The 17,292-nt window shown below is 72.2% G+C and carries 16 protein-coding genes, 4 tRNA genes, 1 other RNA gene and 1 pseudogene; 14 read left to right on the top strand and 8 right to left on the bottom strand.

The window, feature by feature from the left end:
- Positions 1 to 2: 2 nt before the first annotated feature.
- Entirely contained in the window at positions 3 to 908 is a 906-nt protein-coding gene (locus OG737_RS13815; RefSeq protein ID WP_405921569.1) for a helix-turn-helix domain-containing protein, read from the bottom strand.
- Positions 909 to 1,267: 359 nt separating this feature from the next.
- On the opposite strand from OG737_RS13815, the gene OG737_RS13810 reads away from it, so the two are divergent.
- The 8 genes from OG737_RS13810 (at position 1,268) to OG737_RS13775 (ending at position 5,989) form a co-directional block, all read left to right on the top strand.
- Positions 1,268 to 2,125 carry a helix-turn-helix transcriptional regulator gene (locus OG737_RS13810; RefSeq protein WP_328926474.1) on the top strand — a complete coding sequence of 286 codons (858 nt, stop codon included), beginning with the start codon at positions 1,268 to 1,270 and terminating at the stop codon, positions 2,123 to 2,125.
- A complete protein-coding gene (locus OG737_RS13805; protein ID WP_328926473.1) occupies positions 2,122 to 2,313 on the top strand; it encodes a DUF397 domain-containing protein in 192 nt (63 codons plus the stop codon). The genes OG737_RS13810 and OG737_RS13805 overlap by 4 nt, the downstream gene beginning before the upstream one ends.
- A 208-nt stretch (positions 2,314 to 2,521) precedes the next feature.
- Positions 2,522 to 2,713, top strand: coding sequence for a DUF1059 domain-containing protein (locus OG737_RS13800; RefSeq protein ID WP_328926472.1), 192 nt, complete (start codon positions 2,522 to 2,524; stop codon positions 2,711 to 2,713).
- Complete coding sequence (locus OG737_RS13795; RefSeq protein ID WP_328930339.1) at positions 2,710 to 2,937, top strand: TOBE domain-containing protein; 228 nt, start codon at positions 2,710 to 2,712, stop codon at positions 2,935 to 2,937. Before OG737_RS13800 ends, OG737_RS13795 begins: the two co-directional genes overlap by 4 nt.
- Before the next feature lie 418 nt (positions 2,938 to 3,355).
- A complete protein-coding gene (locus OG737_RS13790) occupies positions 3,356 to 3,697 on the top strand; it encodes a DoxX family protein (RefSeq protein WP_328926471.1) in 342 nt (113 codons plus the stop codon).
- Positions 3,698 to 3,973: 276 nt separating this feature from the next.
- Positions 3,974 to 4,852, top strand: coding sequence for a hypothetical protein (locus tag OG737_RS13785; protein WP_405921568.1), 879 nt, complete (start codon positions 3,974 to 3,976; stop codon positions 4,850 to 4,852).
- A gap of 379 nt (positions 4,853 to 5,231) precedes the next feature.
- A complete protein-coding gene (locus OG737_RS13780; protein WP_405921567.1) occupies positions 5,232 to 5,519 on the top strand; it encodes a hypothetical protein in 288 nt (95 codons plus the stop codon).
- Positions 5,516 to 5,989: a PIN domain-containing protein gene (locus OG737_RS13775; protein WP_405921566.1), complete on the top strand. Its 474-nt coding sequence runs from the start codon at positions 5,516 to 5,518 to the stop codon at positions 5,987 to 5,989. The genes OG737_RS13780 and OG737_RS13775 overlap by 4 nt, the downstream gene beginning before the upstream one ends.
- Positions 5,990 to 6,071: 82 nt before the next feature.
- On the opposite strand, the gene OG737_RS13770 is transcribed toward OG737_RS13775, so the two are convergent.
- Positions 6,072 to 6,159 (bottom strand) — tRNA-Ser (locus OG737_RS13770).
- 107 nt (positions 6,160 to 6,266) lie between these two features.
- Here OG737_RS13770 and ffs point away from each other — a divergent pair.
- The 6 genes from ffs (at position 6,267) to OG737_RS13740 (ending at position 14,521) form a co-directional block, all read left to right on the top strand.
- Positions 6,267 to 6,365: signal recognition particle sRNA small type (gene ffs, locus OG737_RS13765), an RNA gene on the top strand.
- A 64-nt stretch (positions 6,366 to 6,429) separates the two neighbouring features.
- Positions 6,430 to 8,622 (top strand): DNA polymerase III subunit gamma and tau, encoded by a 2,193-nt coding sequence (locus OG737_RS13760; protein WP_328926467.1) that lies wholly within the window; start codon positions 6,430 to 6,432, stop codon positions 8,620 to 8,622.
- A gap of 60 nt (positions 8,623 to 8,682) precedes the next feature.
- A complete protein-coding gene (gene purD, locus OG737_RS13755) occupies positions 8,683 to 9,936 on the top strand; it encodes a phosphoribosylamine--glycine ligase (protein ID WP_405921565.1) in 1,254 nt (417 codons plus the stop codon).
- A gap of 288 nt (positions 9,937 to 10,224) precedes the next feature.
- Positions 10,225 to 11,886, top strand: coding sequence for a hypothetical protein (locus tag OG737_RS13750; RefSeq protein ID WP_405921564.1), 1,662 nt, complete (start codon positions 10,225 to 10,227; stop codon positions 11,884 to 11,886).
- Between the two features lie 153 nt (positions 11,887 to 12,039).
- A complete protein-coding gene (locus OG737_RS13745) occupies positions 12,040 to 13,527 on the top strand; it encodes a N,N-dimethylformamidase beta subunit family domain-containing protein (protein ID WP_328926465.1) in 1,488 nt (495 codons plus the stop codon).
- 91 nt (positions 13,528 to 13,618) lie between these two features.
- Entirely contained in the window at positions 13,619 to 14,521 is a 903-nt protein-coding gene (locus OG737_RS13740) for a phosphoribosylaminoimidazolesuccinocarboxamide synthase (protein WP_328926464.1), read from the top strand.
- A gap of 47 nt (positions 14,522 to 14,568) precedes the next feature.
- On the opposite strand, the gene OG737_RS13735 is transcribed toward OG737_RS13740, so the two are convergent.
- The 6 genes and pseudogenes from OG737_RS13735 to OG737_RS13710 all read right to left on the bottom strand — a co-directional run bounded on the left by OG737_RS13735 (position 14,569) and on the right by OG737_RS13710 (position 17,286).
- A tRNA-Gly gene (locus OG737_RS13735) sits at positions 14,569 to 14,641 on the bottom strand.
- Positions 14,642 to 14,663: 22 nt separating this feature from the next.
- Positions 14,664 to 15,275: a response regulator transcription factor gene (locus OG737_RS13730; protein ID WP_328926463.1), complete on the bottom strand. Its 612-nt coding sequence runs from the start codon at positions 15,273 to 15,275 to the stop codon at positions 14,664 to 14,666.
- Complete coding sequence (locus OG737_RS13725; protein WP_328926462.1) at positions 15,272 to 16,510, bottom strand: histidine kinase; 1,239 nt, start codon at positions 16,508 to 16,510, stop codon at positions 15,272 to 15,274. Before OG737_RS13725 ends, OG737_RS13730 begins: the two co-directional genes overlap by 4 nt.
- Before the next feature lie 79 nt (positions 16,511 to 16,589).
- Positions 16,590 to 16,892 (bottom strand): annotated as a pseudogene (locus OG737_RS13720) (ABC transporter ATP-binding protein); the annotation flags it as partial.
- Between the two features lie 169 nt (positions 16,893 to 17,061).
- Positions 17,062 to 17,137: transfer RNA gene (locus OG737_RS13715), tRNA-Gly, on the bottom strand.
- Between the two features lie 77 nt (positions 17,138 to 17,214).
- Positions 17,215 to 17,286 (bottom strand) — tRNA-Gly (locus OG737_RS13710).
- Positions 17,287 to 17,292 lie beyond the last annotated feature (6 nt).

Raw genomic sequence — 17,292 nt, 5'->3', positions numbered from 1 at the left:
GCTCAGACCGCTTCTCCCGCGTATGTCCGGCAGCCGTTGCACGTGCCGGGGGCCGGGCTGCGGAAGGCGAGGTCGCACGTCTCGCAGGTCTGGAAGGGGTCCGGCGGGACGAAGGGCTCTCTGCGGGCCCGGGGTGCCAGGAGCGGGGGGAGCTGGGTCGTCAGGCGGTGGGCGATCAGGCCGGCCGGGCTGCGGGGGTGGTCCGGGAGGTTCGCCGCAAGGGCGCTGGTCACCGCCTGATGGGTGGCGCCGCGCTCCAGCCAGGCCTCGACGCCGCCGGCGAGGCGTTGGATGTCCCGCTCGCCGAGGAGCAGGCGCGGATCGACCCGGCGGAGTTCGGCCAGGAGCTCCTCTGCCAGCTGCCGACGGGCCGGGTTGTCCGGGTTGCGGGGCGCAGGGACGGCCGCCGCCCGGTGCTTCGGGGACGCAGAGGGCGCCGGTTCGGGGTCCGGTTCCGGCTCCGGTTCGGGTTCCGGCTCCGGGTCTGGGTCCGGTTCGGGCTCCGGGTCCGGGTCTGGGTCCGGTTCGGGCTCCGGGTCCGCGGGGGCCGCTGCGGACTCGTGGGTGGCTGCCCTCGGCTCGTTGTAGAACACCGTACGGGTGACGATCCGCCCGTCCGGGAGCTGCTCCTGGAGCCGCCGCAGGTACCCGTACGCCTCCAGCTCGCGCAGCGCCTTGCCGATTGCGGTCTCCCCGAGCGGCAGCTGCCTGGCCAGGGCTTTGATGCCGACCGGGGTGCCGGGGGGCACGGACTGGATGTACGAGGCGAGGGCCCGCGCGTTCATCGACAGGTGCGGGTGCCGGATCAGGCCGTTGCTGACCACGGTGAAATTGCGGGTCTGCCGGACGTTGGCGTGTTGAACGCCGTACGTGGCGCGCGAGGGCGCGTTAAAGTGCTGGAAAGCCATCGGGAAGTTGGATCCTTCTCGTGGTCAGGCCCTCGTCGGGAGTGCAATCCCGGCGGGGGCCGTCCTGTGTCTGGAGTTGTCGGGGCGAGCATATGCCAGGCAACCGGCATGAAATCCAGCTGAGTTGGCCCGGTTCACCCGTGTGAGTGAGCGGCGCTCCGGGGAGGCTGGAAGGGTGGGGTCGGAGTTCTTTCTCCTGAAGTTCTTGCAAAGAAAGAAAGGTCGTGACGCACCGGGTCCCGTTCCATCGCGACCCGCTGACGCGACCGGCCCGCACGCATGTCCACGGCTTTGTCCAAGGCTGTCGAGACTGCCCCAACGCGAGTGACGGGTAGGGCGCGTTGAGGAGGTGGGCGCGCATGGGCGTGGACGGTGACGGTACGGAAGGACACAGCTGGTCCGTGGACCCCGAGGACGAGCAGGGCGCGGCGGTGGTCGCGGCGCTCGGCCGCCAGATGCGGGCGCGGCGCGAGGCGCTGGGGATGCGGGTCGGCGACCTGGCGGCGGCGATCCAGTACGGCGAGGCCCTGATCTACAAGGTCGAGGGCGGCAAGCGGATCGCCAAGCCGGAGTACTTGGACAAGGTGGACGACGCGCTGAAGGCCGGAGGCCTGATCCGGGCGATGGCGGAGGACCTGGGGCGGGTCCGGTACCCGAAGAAGGTCCGGGAGCTCGCGAAGATGGAGGCCCTGGCCGTCGAGGTCGGCGCCTTCACCATCCAGGGCCTGCATGGTCTCCTGCAGACCGAGGACTATGCGCGTGCGCTGTTCGAGATGAGGCAGCCCGCCTACTCGCGCGACGAAGTGGAGCGCGGAGTCGCCGGGCGCCTGGCCCGCAGGTCGATCTTCGGGCGGGTGCCTGCGCCGACGCTCGGGTTCGTCCAAGAAGAGGCCAGCCTTCGCCGTCCGATCGGGGGCACAATGGTCATGCGTGGACAGCTCGAACGACTATTGGAACTGATGGAGTTGCGGAACGTGACTCTTCAGGTTCTGCCAATGGACCGTGAGGCCCACGCGGGGATGGAAGGTCGGATCGAGCTGCTGAAGTTCGCTGACAGTACGGCGGTGGGACGCTCCGAAGGAGCATTCAACGGACGCCCTGTATCCGACTTGAAGCGGCTCCGGACCCTTGACCTGCGGTATGGCATGCTCCGGGCCCAGGCTCTGACGCCCTGGGAGTCGCGCGCCTTTATCGAGCAACTGCTGGGAGACACATGATCCACAAGGTCGAGCTGGACTGGTTCAAGAGCAGTTACAGCAGCAGCAGCGACATCAACGACTGCATCGAGGTGGCGGCCTGTCCCGAGGCCGTGCGCGTGCGGGACTCCAAGGTCCTCGACGGGCCCCAGCTCGCCCTCACCCCCCAGGCCTGGGCGGGCTTCGTCTCGTACGCACGCGAGGCCTAGGAGACTGGCGCCTGGCGGACGCTGTCAGGCCACGAGATCCAGGGGCATGACGCGAGAAGGCGGCTTTCTACGTGACCGACTCCGTCGGCTGGTTCTGACGAGTGGCACCACAACACGTGGGGGCGCGACCGGCCCGGGTTTCGCCCCGGGGGCATGCGGAGGATCGTGGGGAGTGGCCTGTAGCCATAGCCACGACGGGAGGCACACCATGCGCAAGGTCATGGACTGCAGGGAGTACCCCAGTGAGGTGGGGTGCACCCTGACCATCGCTGGTGAGGAAGACGAAGTCATGGGCGCGGCCGTCCAGCACGCCGTCGCCGTGCACGGTGAAGCGGACACGCCGGAGTTCCGCGACACGCTCCGCGGCCTGCTGAAGCCCGAGGTGCCCCAGCACACCTGACACATGACACCCCGCAGCGGCAGCCGCAGCGGCGAGCCGCTCAGATCGCCGGTACCGTCACCGCCGTCACCACCGGCGAGGCCATGGCCACGGTCCGGCTGGACGGCGGCCAGGACATCATCGCCGCCATCACGGAGGACGCCGTCGAGGCGCTCGGCCTGTCCGTCGGCTCCTCCGTGGTCGCGCTGATCAAGGCCACCGAGATCTCGCTCGTGACCGCATAGCGGCCGATGCGTATACCCGCGGCACTGGGGCGACCTGAGCCGCCGGCCGACCCGGACCCTCCGTGCTCTGGACCGGGCCCGCGCGCACCTGTCGGGTCCAGTGGCTCCCTGCTCACCGCAAGCGGCCGTACGGTCGCCCGTACGCCGTCCGCGCCCGCTCTCCCCGCCGGGCGGGCGGTGGCCGTACCCGGGCGCGAGGGGGTCTCGCTGGGCATCGAGGCCGAGAGCTCCCCGTACGACGCCTGGCGGCCGTACCTGCCGGACCCTGGCGGGCGCGGGGCTGGACGGTGGCGGCCGGGCTCCAATCGGTCTGTACGCGGCGCTGAAATCTTTTTTCGCGAGCCGGTCACACTCCCGTGGCGCGGCGGGTCATTGGAGTGAGACGCACGCAAGGGAATCCACCAGAGGAGCAGATCCCATGTCCACCACCGCTGTTGTCGTCACCCTCGTCGCCGCCTTCATGACCGGCTTCTCGGCGGTCTCGGTCTTCACCGGCGCCAAGTGGGTCGTCGAGCCCCTCGCCGCGTACGGCGTCCCGCGCACCTGGTGGACCTGGCTCGGCGCGGCCAAGGCCGCCGGAGCCGCAGGTCTGGTCGCGGGCCTCTTCGTCCCCGCCCTCGGCATCGCCGCCGCCATCGGCCTCGCCCTCTACTACACCGGGGCCGTCATCACCGTCGTCCGGGCCCGCTCGTACGCACACATCCCCTTCCCCCTCATCTACGCCGCCCCGGCCGTCGCCGCCCTCGCCCTCGGCTTCTGATCCATGCCCGGACCGTTCCCGCAACTCCCGAGGCCCGTTGGTGGGGTGAGTGTGGGCTGAACCGTTGACGCCTGCGCGAGGCACGCGCCTGCTCGCGACCGCGATCCCCACGATGACCGAGATGGCCCGAGCGGCTCCATCGCACATCGTTCGATCCGGTTCGGAGAAGGAGGGGCGCACATGAGTCCCGAGAACAGGAAAAGGTCAGCACTCGGCCCGCTACCGAGGCGGAGCGGCTGGCTGACCGGCGGAACCCTCGCTTCGCTTGCCTTGGTCATGGCGGGGATCGCCGGCCCGGCGCTCGCCACGGCCCAGAGCATGCGGGCGGCCGGGACGGTCAACGCCGCGACCCCGACGGGCGGGGACCAATGCGAGGCGAAGCACACGAAGCCGGACCACGACCGGAGAGCGGCGGCCGAGGCCGGTCCGCGCGGTGGTGGCGGCGACGACTGCGATCGGGGCAAGCAGGGCCCGACGGGTCCGACGGGCCCCAGGGGCCCGAAGGGCGACACGGGTCCGGCGGGCGCGACCGGTGCGACGGGGGAGACGGGGGACACGGGTCAGACAGGTGCCACAGGTGCCACCGGGAACACCGGTCAGACCGGTGCGACGGGGGCGACGGGGGCGACGGGGAACACGGGTCAGACCGGCGCCACGGGAGCCACGGGGGACACGGGCCAGACCGGTCAGACCGGCGCCACAGGAGCCACGGGCGGCACCGGAGCCGCCGGCGCCACGGGTGCGACCGGCCCGTGCAACGCCGTCGACAGCTACATGCCCAGCAACACCGAGGCCTTCAGTGCCGCGCTCACCGACGGTCACGCGTATGGCGGCCGGGCGTCGGCTCCCGGTCTCTCGCCGGCCTGGCAGGACTTCTCCGACATCGAGGGCTACCCCCTCGGGGAGGCCTGCGGGATCTCCATCGAGGGATTCGCGAACAGGGCGTTCATCAAGGTACTGACGGTGGACGGCCGCGTGTACCAGCTCGCCCTCGACATCAGCGGCACCAACTTCGCCCCCGTCACCGGAGCGACCTGGACGGAACTCACGCCGGCCCCGGTCCCCGACTTCCGCCGCTCCAAGGGTGCCCACAAGGACGCCCACAAGGGCGCGTACAAGGACGAGCTCGCCCACTCGGGCCGCCCGGACCACTGAGACGCGATCAAGGAACGCAGAAGGCCCCGGCCGGTTTCCCGGTCGGGGCCTTCAAGTGCCCGGTGAGGCACTGGCGGAGGACTACGAGATTCGAACTCGTGAGGGGTTGCCCCCAACACGCTTCCCACATGTTCGTAAGGGGGTCCGGGGGAGGTCAGGGGCGTCCTGACCTGCGGCGGCGCGTTCGGTCCAGACCCGTCCGAGCAGTCTCGGATTGCCGTCGCTGGCAGACGGCGGCTGCCAGGCACAGCTGGCGGCGACTCGGCGGACGGGTCCCGTCAAAGCTCGGATTCGGGTCGTTTCCGACCCTCTCCAGGACCGCCCGGCCTAGGGTGGTCTTCAGGCATGAGCCCGTGACCACAGCGTGGAGGAGCCGATCATGAGCACTGCCCCGAATCTGCCGCTCCCGCCGCGCAGACCCGAGGAGTCCCGTCCTCAGTCCCATCCGCTACGGACGATCCGGGAGATCCGGGAGTCCCTGCCCGAGCATCAGCTCGGGCACTTCGATGCCGAACTCGCCGACACCGACATCGATGCCTTGCCCAACATGCTTCACCGCTGGGCGACCCTGGGCAGCGACGGGTTCCTTGAGCGACTTACGGCGGCCCCGTTCGAGGGTCTGGAGTTCGGGCAGCGGTCCTATGACGATGCGGCGGACGGCGAGTGATCTATCTGCTCGACACCAATGTGGTCGCCGAGATCACCACCCGGCCGAAGCCTGCCCCGGCCGTCGTCGCCTGGGCTCGCTCGGTTCCGTCTCCTGCCCTCTACCTGAGCGTCATCACGGTCGCGGAGATCGAAGCAGGCATTGAGGGAACACCTGATCCGGTGCGGCGTACGGCTTTCGAGCGGGCGCTCACGGACATCCGCGATCAGTACCGTGACCGGATCGCCGCCGTCGGCGAGCGGGAGGCATTCGCCTACCTCGCTCTACCGGAGGCTCAAGAGTGCCGGAACCAGCATCGATCCTCCCGATGCGCTGATCGCCGCCACCGCCCTGGCGAACGGCTGGACGCTGGTGAGTCGCAACATCAAGCATCTGGCGCGATCAGGCGCACTCCTGCTGAACCCTTGGGAGTACGAGGGATAGGCCATCGAGGCCGGAACGCACGGAATGTCGGGCTGCGAGGCGCATAGATGAGACTCGAACTGAGACCACGGAACGCAGAAGGCCCCGGCCGGTTTCCCGGTCGGGGCCTTCAAGTGCCCGGTGAGGCACTGGCGGAGGATACGAGATTCGAACTCGTGAGGGGTTGCCCCCAACACGCTTTCCAAGCGTGCGCCCTAGGCCACTAGGCGAATCCTCCGCCGCAAACAATACAAGACGTTGAGGGGTGCTCGCGAACGTGATCGTCCGCGGGAGGCCGGGCCGGGGCCGGGCTCGATTCCAGGGGTGTCCATCCGCTAGGGTGGGCTCAGCCCCTCACGTGGCGCTATCTCACCCAACTCCCCCAGGGCCGGAAGGCAGCAAGGGTAAGTGGGCTCTGGCGGGTGCGTGGGGGGCGCTTTGCGTTCTGAGGGGCCGTGGTGGCGCCGGCGGGCCGCCGTTGTCGGCGGGCCCGGATAACCTCGTAGACGTGTCGTCCCTTGCGCTGTACCGCCGCTATCGCCCCGAGTCGTTCGCCGAGGTCATCGGGCAGGAGCATGTCACTGCCCCGCTGATGCAGGCCCTGCGGAACAACCGGGTCAATCACGCGTACCTGTTCAGCGGGCCGCGCGGGTGTGGAAAGACGACCAGCGCGCGCATCCTCGCCCGCTGCCTGAACTGTGAGCAGGGTCCCACCCCGACCCCGTGCGGGGAGTGCCAGTCCTGCCGTGACCTGGCCAGGAACGGGCCGGGGTCCATCGACGTCATCGAGATCGACGCCGCCTCCCACGGTGGTGTGGACGACGCCCGTGACCTGCGGGAGAAGGCCTTCTTCGGGCCCGCCTCCAGCCGCTACAAGATCTACATCATCGACGAGGCCCACATGGTCACCTCGGCGGGCTTCAACGCCCTGCTGAAGGTGGTCGAGGAGCCGCCGGAGCACCTCAAGTTCATCTTCGCCACCACGGAGCCGGAGAAGGTGATCGGGACCATCCGGTCCAGGACGCACCACTACCCCTTCCGGCTGGTTCCGCCCGGCACCCTGCGGGACTACCTGGGCGAGGTCTGCGGGCGCGAGGGCGCCAAGGTCGAGGACGGCGTGCTGCCGCTCGTCGTGCGCGCCGGTGCCGGGTCCGTGCGTGACTCGATGTCCGTGATGGACCAGCTGCTCGCCGGCGCCGCCGACGACGGTGTGACATACGCCATGGCCACCTCGTTGCTCGGGTACACCGAGGGGTCGCTGCTCGACTCCGTGATCGACGCCTTCGCCGCCGGTGACGGGGCCGCCGCCTTCGAGGTCGTCGACCGGGTCGTCGAGGGCGGGAACGACCCGCGCCGGTTCGTCGCAGACCTGCTGGAGCGGCTGCGCGACCTGGTGATCCTGGCCGCCGTGCCCGACGCCGCGGAGAAGGGGCTGATCGACGCCCCCACCGACGTCGTGGAGCGGATGCAGGCCCAGGCGTCCGTGTTCGGGGCCGCCGAGCTGTCGCGGGCCGCCGATCTCGTCAACACCGGCCTCACCGAGATGCGCGGCGCGACCTCGCCGCGGCTGCAGCTGGAGCTCATCTGCGCCCGCGTGCTGCTGCCCGCCGCCTTCGACGACGAGCGGTCCTTCCAAGCCCGGCTCGACCGGCTGGAGCGCGGCGGGGCCGCCGCCTTCGCCGCGCCGCCCGCCATGGGCTACGTCCCGGGGCCCGAGGCGCACGCCATGGCGCCCGCCGGTCCCGGCGGGGGCGTCGCCGCCGCGCGTGCCGCCGTACAGGCCCCCGCGCCGGTTCCGGCCGCCGCGCCGGTCGCAGCCCCCGAACCGGTACGGGCTCCCGCGCGGCCGGAGGCGCCGGTTCAGGCCGCTCCCGCCGAGGCCCCCGCCCCCGAGGCCCCCGCCCCCGCCCCCGCCGCCTCCGCTCCCGGGGCCTGGCCCGGAGCCGCACAGCCCGGCAGCGGCGCCCCCGGGGCCTGGCCGGGAGCCGCCGCCCCGGCCCCGGCCGCCCAGGCCCCCGCCACCCCCGCCGCCGGTGCCTGGCCGAGCGCGGCCGCCCCCGGCCAGGGAGTCCCGGCGGCGCCCGCCCCCGCCCAGCAGGCCCCGGCCGCCGCGGCTCCCGCCGCCGCGCCCTCCCCCGGCATGGCCGCCGGAGCCGGACAGGTCCAGGCGATGTGGCCCGGCGTCCTGGAGGCCGTCAAGAACCGCCGCCGCTTCACCTGGATCCTGCTCAGCCAGAACGCCCAGGTCACCGGCTTCGACGGAACCACCCTCCAGCTCGGCTTCCCCAACGTCGGCGCCCGCGACAACTTCGCGAGCAGTGGCAGCGAGGACGTGCTCAAGGCGGTCCTGGCCGAGCAGTTCCAGGTCAACTGGAAGATCGACGCCGTCGTCGGCGGCGGCTCGCCCGCCCCGCTCCAGACGTCCTCGTACGCCGCACCGGCCGCGCCCGCCCCGGCCTACAGCCCGCCGCCCCAGGCGCCGTCCGCCCCCGCCCCGCAGCAGCCGCAGTACCAGCAGCAGCCGCCCCAGCAGGCGGCCTCCGCCCCGCAGCCCCCCGTACAGCAGGCGCCCCCGGTCGCGCCCGAGGACGACTTCGCGGAGGAGGACGATCCCGACCTCGTCGAGAGCGCCCTGACCGGACACGACCTCATCGTGCGCGAGCTCGGAGCCACCGTTGTGGAGGAATACACGAATGAGTAGTCCCGCCCAGTTGGGTGGCCGCACGAAACCGGCCGCGCCGTCCGGGCTAGTCTGAGCAGCGTGAAGGTCCTCGTCATCGGCGGCGGCGCCCGCGAACACGCCCTGTGCCGCTCTCTGTCCCTCGACCCCGACGTCTCCGCGCTGTACTGCGCTCCCGGCAACGCCGGCATCGCCGAGGTGGCCGAGCTCCGCCCGGTCGACGCCCTCGACGGCGACGCCGTCACCGCTCTCGCCACCGAACTCGGCGCCGACCTGGTCGTCGTCGGCCCGGAGGCCCCGCTGGTCGCCGGGGTCGGCGACGCCGTGCGCGCCGCCGGCATCCCCGTCTTCGGCCCGTCCGGCGAGGCGGCCCAGCTGGAGGGCTCCAAGGCCTTCGCCAAGGACGTGATGGCCGCGGCCGGGGTCCCGACCGCGCGCAGCTACGTGTGCACCACCCCGGAAGAGGTGGACGCCGCCCTCGACGCCTTCGGCGCCCCGTACGTCGTCAAGGACGACGGCCTCGCGGCCGGCAAGGGCGTCGTGGTCACCGAGGACCGCGCCGCGGCCCGCGCCCACGCCCTCGCCTGCGACCGGGTGGTCATCGAGGAGTACCTCGACGGTCCCGAGGTCTCGCTCTTCGCCATCACCGACGGCGTCACCGTCGTCCCGCTCCAGCCCGCGCAGGACTTCAAGCGGGCCCTGGACGGCGACGAGGGCCCCAACACCGGCGGCATGGGCGCGTACTCCCCGCTGCCCTGGGCCGACCCCAAGCTGGTCGACGAGGTCATGGAGCTGGTCCTCCAGCCGACCGTGGACGAGCTGCGCCGCCGCGGCACCCCCTTCTCCGGGCTGCTCTACGCGGGCCTCGCCATCACCAGCCGCGGGACCCGGGTGATCGAGTTCAACGCCCGCTTCGGCGACCCGGAGACCCAGGTGGTCCTGGCCCGGCTGCGCACCCCGCTCGCGAGCGTGCTGCTGAACGCCGCCAACGGCACCCTGGACGCCGAGCCGCCGCTGAGCTGGCGCGAGGACGCGGCCGTCACGGTGGTCATCGCCTCGTACAACTACCCCGAGACCCCGCGCACCGGCGACGTGATCGAGGGCCTGGCCGACGTGGCCGCCGAGGACGGACCCGACGCGTACGTGCTGCACGCCGGGACCCGGCGCGAGGGCGACGCGGTCGTCAGCGCGGGCGGCCGCGTGCTGTCGGTGACGGCGACCGGTTCCGATCTGGCGCAGGCCCGCGAGACGGCGTACAAGGCGGTGGCGCGGATCCGGCTGGACGGCTCGCAGCACCGCACGGACATCGCCGCCAAGGCGGCCGAAGGACGCTGACCAGCGACTCCGCAGATCCGCGGGCCCGGTGCGCACGAGGTGCTGCCCGGGCCCGCGGGCGTGTCCGTGCGTGAGTGCCTCGATCCCTGTTCGAACGCACCCAGCTTTACCCAAAGCCATTCCATCGGGTGATCGTCACCCGGTCCGCCTGACGGCCGGGCGTACCCCAACTAGGGTGCGGCGCAAGCATTCCGGCACTTGGCCCACCGGCATTGCGATGTCAGTGGCGGGTGTCACAGTGGGGGAGTGAGCAAAGCCGCCGCAGGGCAGAGGGGGTGAGGTCCGGCCGTGTCCGGAACCGGTTCGATCATGGAGGCGGGCGTGCCGTCCGCGCGGTCCCGCGCCCTGGCCGTGCTGCGCGTGCGCAGCAGAGCCCTGGCCGTCGGGCTGCTGCCCGCCGCCCTCGCGGTGGTGCTGGTGGCCGCCCGGATGACGGGCCGGCTGGCCGGTGACCCCTGGCCCGCGGTGACCCTCGCCGTGTGCGCGGTCGCCGCGCTGGTGCTGCTGGTCGGCGGGATCTTCGCCGCCGTGGTGCTGCGGGCCGGCCCCGCCGTGACGCCGACGGTGCCCGTTCCCGAGGCCGCCGCCCCCGATCTCTACCGGCTGGTGCGGGAGCTGGCCGACCGGATGGACGTACCGCCGCCCTCCGCGATAGCCCTGACGCCGGACTGCGACAGCTGGCTGGAGGACCGCACCCACGCGGCCCACCGCCGCGGCGCCGCGCGCACGTCCGCGGGCATAGCCGGACCTGCCGGTCCGGAGTCCGAGCCCGGCGCGGCTCCCGTGCTGGTGATCGGCTCGCCCTTCCTGTGGTGGATGCGGGTCGCGGAACTGCGGGCGGTCCTCGCGCCGGTCGTCGCGGGTACGGGACCTTCCGCGCATCCGGACATAGCCGACGCGCGCGGCTTCGTGCGCGGCCTGGACGCCGCCGTGGACGTGGGCGGCAGGCCCGGCCTCGGCTGGATCGCCGGGCCCGCACGGCTGCTGCTGCGGCTGTGCCGGGTGGATGCCGCCGAGATGGAGCGCGGGGTGGCCGTGGCTGCCTCGGAGCGCGCACAGGGTGTGGATTACGGGCTGCGCATCGTCGCCCAGGAGCAGGTCGGTCTGGCCTACGCGGGCTGGGACCGGCTGCTGACCCGGGTCGCGCTGCCCGCCTGGCGGATGGGCCGCTGGCCGGCGCATCTCGACGCCGGGGTGGTCTCCGCGCTGACCGAGCTGTCGCGGCGGGACCGGCTGGCCGAGGGGTTCACCTCGCGGCTCGGTGAGCGCCCCGCCTGTGACCTGCTGGAACAGCCCGGCGTGGTCGACGAGGCGGCCTCGCTGCTGGCCGCGCGGCTCTTCCACGGCGGTCCGGCCGAGGCCGGACCGGACTGGTCCCCGGTGGACTGGACGGCGTATCCGGAAGAGGTCGTGGACCGCAAGTGGCGTACGGAGGCGGCCCGGCTGCACGCGGCGCTGGACTCCCTCGCCGCCCCGGCGGGACTGCCGGTCGGCGCCGCCGGTTCGGGCGCCGCGGCCGGACCCACGCTGGAGCGGGTGCTGGGCTATCTCACCGACCGGGCCGGCGAGGGCGCCGCCGGGGAGGCGCTGGCCGGACGGCTCAGCGGCGACCTGGCCCGCGAGGAGCGGGCCGCCGGTCCGTCCGCCGGGGCCGGGAAGGCCCGCGGAGCGGACGCCGTACCGCTGTTCCCGCTCCAGCCGCCGCGCAGCGGCCGGGACCTGCTGGCCGACCACGTCACGGCGATGGTGTGCTGCGCCGCCGTCGACTCCGCCGGGGCCGCGCCCGGCCTGGACTGGCTCGACGGCCCGATCCTGCTGATCGGCGGTGACCGCCGGTCCGACCTCGCGCCGCGCGTGCTGTGCCTGGTCGAGGACGGGGACCCGGATCCCCTGCGCGACTGGCTCGCCGACCTCGGCGTCCGCCCGGAGAAGCCCGTCCGCCTGGTCTGAGGGCCCCGCCCCGGAGCGTTACGGATCGCACAGGTAACCGGATCTCAGTGTTCCGATCCCGTCAATTCGCGACGAACGGTGACGGACTGCATGCGTTATGTGATGTGCTGGCCCGATGCACGCCCGTTCGGGGGAGCGAGGGAGGGGAACGTCATGGGAGCGGACCAGATCCGGCGTTGGGAGTCAGGTGCGCTCGCGCACGCGGTGAATGACCCCTTCGGGCAGGGCCCCCTGCCCTGGTTCCGCGGCAGCGAGCTCTACTTCGACGACACCGGCCAGGTCGTGCCCTGGTACGTGGACCCGGCCGCCGCGGCCGCCGGTACCGGCCAGATCCCCCGCGCACGTGGCACCGGCGGCCCCCGTACGGCCGACGACGTGCACCGCCAGATCAAGGGCTTCTCCTCCACCGGCGCCGTGGCCCCCGGTGAGGCCATCGACTTCCACGTCACCGTCGACCCGCCCCAGCAGTTCTCGGTCGACGTCTACCGCATCGGCCACTACGGCGGCGACGGCGCCTCAAAGATCACCACGAGTCCCCGTCTCTCCGGCATCGTGCAGCCGACCCCCCTCGCCGCCGACCGCACCGTCTCCTGCCACCACTGGTGGCTGTCCTGGCGCCTGCAGGTCCCGTCGTACTGGAGCGTCGGCGCGTACGTGGCCGTCCTCACCACCGCCGACGGCTACCGCTCCCACATCCCCTTCACGGTCCGCGACGACCAGCCCGCCGACCTCCTGCTGCTGCTCCCCGACATCACCTGGCAGGCGTACAACCTCTACCCGGAGGACGGCCGCACCGGCGCCAGCCTCTACCACGCGTGGGACGAGGAGGGCCGGCTGCTCGGAGAGCAGGACGCGGCCATCACCGTCTCCTTCGACCGCCCCTACGCGGGCGCGGGCCTGCCCCTGCACGTCGGCCACGCCTACGACTTCATCCGCTGGGCCGAGCGCTACGGCTACGACCTCGCCTACGCCGACACCCGCGACCTGCACGCCGGCCGCGTCGACCCGACCCGCTACCGCGGCCTGGTCTTCCCCGGCCACGACGAGTACTGGTCCGCCCCCATGCGCCGCACCGTCGAGCGCGCCCGCGACCACGGCACCTCGCTCGTCTTCCTTTCCGCCAACACCATGTACTGGCAGGTCGAGCTCGGCCCCTCGGCCTCAGGGGTCGACGACCGGCTCCTCACGTGCCGAAAACGCCGCGGTCCCGGCCGCCCCAGCCTGTGGCGCGAGGTCGACCGCCCGGAACAGCAGCTGCTCGGCATCCAGTACGCCGGGCGGGTCCCCGAGCCCGCGCCCCTGATCGTCCGCAATGCCACGCACTGGCTCTGGGACTCCACCGGCGCCGGCGAGAACGACGAGCTGCCCGGCCTGGTCGCGGGCGAGGCCGACCGGTACTTCCCGCGCACCCAGCTCCCCGAGCACCAGGACCGGATCCTGCTCGCGCACTCCCCGTACCTCGACAGCGAGAACCACCGCCGCCACCAGGAGACCTCGCTCTACCGGGCGCCCAGCGGCGCGCTGGTCTTCGCGTCCGGCACCTTCGCCTGGTCCCCGGCGCTCGACCGCCCCGGCCACGTCGACGAGCGCGTCCAGCGGGCCACCGCCAACCTCCTCGACCGGATCTGCAAGAGGGACTAACCGCCGCCGGGGATGGACACCCCCTGGACGGGGCAGACGACGCGGTACGGGAGAATGGGTTTGCGCTCGTACAGACCTACAGGGAGACCCCGTGTCCGGATTCGTCGAAAAGCCCGAGCCGGTTCAGGTGCCCGGCCTCGTCCACCTCCACACCGGCAAGGTGCGCGATCTCTACCGCGACGGCGACGGCAACCTCGTCATGGTCGCCAGCGACCGCATGTCCGCCTACGACTGGGTGCTTCCCACCGAGATCCCGGACAAGGGCCGCGTCCTGACCCAGCTCTCCCTCTGGTGGTTCGACCAGCTGAGGGACATCGTGCCGAACCACGTCATCGGCACCGACCTGCCCGAAGGCGCCCCCGCCGACTGGGCCGGCCGCACCCTGATCTGCCAGAACCTCGACATGGTCCCGGTCGAGTGCGTGGCCCGCGGCTACCTGACCGGTTCCGGCCTCGTCGAGTACGACCAGACCCGCACGGTCTGCGGTCTCGCCCTCCCCGAGGGCCTCGTGGACGGCTCCGAGCTGCCCGCCCCGATCTTCACCCCGGCCGCCAAAGCCGAGGTCGGCGAGCACGACGAGAACATCTCGTACGAGGAGGTCGCGCGCACCACCGGCGTCGAGACGGCGGCCCTGCTGCGCCAGACCACCCTCGCCGTGTACAGCCGGGCCCGGGACATCGCCCGCGAGCGCGGGATCATCCTGGCCGACACCAAGTTCGAGTTCGGCTTCGACAAGGACGGCACCCTCGTCGCCGGCGACGAGGTGCTGACCCCGGACTCCTCCCGCTTCTGGCCGGCCGACCAGTGGAAGCCGGGCCGCGCGCAGCCCTCCTTCGACAAGCAGTTCGTCCGCAACTGGCTGACCTCCCCGGCGTCCGGCTGGGACCGCAAGGGCGAACTTCCGCCGCCGGCCCTCCCGCGGGAGGTCGCCGAGCAGACCAGCGCCAAGTACATCGAGGCGTACGAGCGGCTCACCGGCCTCACCTGGGCCTGAGACACGAAGAAGCCCCCGGTCGAGGACCGGGGGCTTCTTCCTTACAGAGCGGACAACGCGACTCGAACGCGCGACATCCACCTTGGCAAGGTGGTGCTCTACCAACTGAGCTATGTCCGCAGGCGCCGTAAGGCGAGACCTACTATACCCAACCTCGCTCCCGTGCGAGACGCACTGCCGTGTGCCGGTTCTCAGCGCCCAGCTTCGACGCCGCCGAGGACAGGTAGTTCCGTACGGTCCCCTGCGACAGCGAGGCCCGCTCGGCGATCTCCGCGACGGGCGCCCCGTCCGCCGCGAGTTCCAGCACCTCCGCCTCCCGCGCGGTCAGCGGCGAGTCCCCCGCGCTGATCGCGTCGGCCGCCAACTCCGGGTCCACGTAACGCCCTCCGGCGTGCACGGTCCGGATCAGCTCGGCCAGCCGCTGCGCCGAGACGGTCTTCGGAGCGAAGGCCCGCACCCCCGCCGCCAGGGCCCGCTTCAGGTGGCCGGGACGGCCGTGACTCGTCACGATCATGGTCTTGCAGCCGGGGAGTTCGGCCCGCAGCGATGTGGCCACACTCACACCATCGGCGCCGGGCATCTGCAGGTCCAGCACCGCCACGTCCGGCCGGTGCGCCCGTGCCATGGCGAGGGCCTCGGGCCCGGAGGCCGCCTGGGCGACGACCAGCAGGTCGTCCTCCAGGGCCAGCAGGGCGGCCAGCGCCCCGCGGATCAGGTGCTCGTCGTCGGCGAGCAGTACGCGTACGGGGCTCACGCCCGCACCTCCAGTCGTTGCACGTGTCCGCCGGGTATCTCGGCGCACAGCCGGAAGCGGCCGCCGGCCGCCGGTCCCGCCTGCAGGGTTCCGTCCACCACCGCGAGCCGCTCCCGCAGCCCGGCCAGCCCCGAGCCGGGCGGCCCGGCGGGCGTCTCGGGGGCTCCGTCGTTCTCCACCACCAGGGTCACCGGACCCGCCTGCGGCGCCGTCAGCCGGATCACGCAACTGTGCGCGTCCCCGTGCCGCAGGACGTTCGTGGTCGCCTCGCGCACCACCCAGCCGAGCGCCGACTGGACCTCGGGCGGCAGCTCGTGTCCGGCCGCCTCGAAGTCGACCCTGCAGTCCATTCCGGCCGCCCGCAGCACCCCGCGCGCGCCCTCCAGCTCCACGGCGAGGTCCGCCTCCCGGTAGCCGCGCACGACGTCGCGCACCTCCCGCTGGGACTCCTGGGCGATCCGCTGCACCTCGATCATCTGGTCCACCGCCTCTGGCCGTTCGCGCCGCGCCAGCTGGACCGCCAGCTCGCTCTTGAGCGCGATCACCGCCAGGTTCCGGCCCATCACGTCGTGCAGGTCCCGGCCGAAGCGCAGCCGCTCCTCGGCGACCGCGAGGCGCGCCTGGATCTCGCGGGACCGGTCCAGTTCGTAGACCGTCTTCAGCAGCCATGCGCTGAATCCGCAGGTGGTGCTGAAGAGCAGATTGCCGAGCAGTACGGCGACCGCGTAGCCCAGAGCCTCCCCCGGCGCCAGGCCCAGCGCGAGCACGGCCACGGCCGTACCGGCGGCCACGGCCGGGGCGACGCACCAGATGAGCTTCACCGACCGCAGGGACAGGACCAGCGAGCCGGTGGCGAAGCAGGTGAGCCCCGAGACGAGCGACGGCGCCACGGCCGGGTCGAGTCTGCCGGTCGCGCGCAGCGCGAGGACGCCGAGCGTGGCCGTGCCCGACGCGAGGGCCAGGGCCGCCGCGAGCCGGGTGGGGCGTTCGCGTCGGCCCACCACCCAGTGCAGGGCCCTGGAGGAGTGCACTCCGCACAGCACCGCGTGGGTGCACGCCATCAGGGAGAGCGACACCGGCAGCAGCGGCGAGGTGACCTCGGCGACGCCGGCCAGCGGGGCCAGCCCGATCCCCAGGAGCTCCATGACCACGAAGAAGTGGAACGACCAGCGCGTGTACAGCTCGACCTTCCCGGCGGTGGTGCGGTTCTTCCACCACCCCTTCAGCTTCGGCATGTCGCCCGTCCCCCCGGATCTTTTTCCTGCCCGCCGCGCGGTTCCCGGCGGAACCACCGCGGATCAGCAAACACGGTGATCATGATTCGGGCCAGTGCGGTGAGCGCGGTCCGGCGGCGCACCGGCAGGGCGGGCCCGGCTCGTCCGAGCGCGCGAGCCAGTCGAGGAAGGCCTCCTCCAGGGAGCCGGACCGGGCGTCGATCCCCTCCAGTTCCACACCGGAGTCGTGCGCCCAGCGCAGCAGCTCGGTCAGGGCCGCCTGGAGGTGTCCGGTACGGATCTCCACGCGCTGCCCGTACGCCGCCGCGCGCAGCGTCAGCGGCAGGCTGCCGGCCGGCACCCCGGCGGGCAGCGTGAAGCGGATCCGGGCGGGCCGGTCGGCCGCGGTGTCGGTCATGACCCCAGCCTCGCGGCGCCCGGACGGGCCCGGCAGTGCGCGCCGTCACGATCCCCGATGACATTTGTCAGGGAAGGGCCGAACCCGCAAAAGCCGGGGAGAACCGGGGAACACGAAGAAGGCCCCGGTCGTAATGACCGGGGCCTTCTCCTTATGGAGCGGACGACGCGACTCGAACGCGCGACATCCACCTTGGCAAGGTGGTGCTCTACCAACTGAGCTACGTCCGCATGTACTACGTGCACTGCCTTGGCAATGCGTGCATCACTCTACCTGATCCACGGTGGTGGTCGGTAAACCGATGCAGAGCGGGTGACAGGAATCGCACACTGCGCCTTCCCCCTGGAAGGGGGACGTTCTACTACTGAACTACACCCGCACGACC

The sequence above is a fragment of the Streptomyces sp. NBC_00122 genome (assembly GCF_045160845.1).
In the GTDB taxonomy this organism is placed as follows: Bacteria; Actinomycetota; Actinomycetes; order Streptomycetales; family Streptomycetaceae; genus Streptomyces.
The sequence above is the reverse complement of the archived record's forward strand: the minus strand, read 5'-3'. Positions and strand labels throughout refer to the sequence as shown.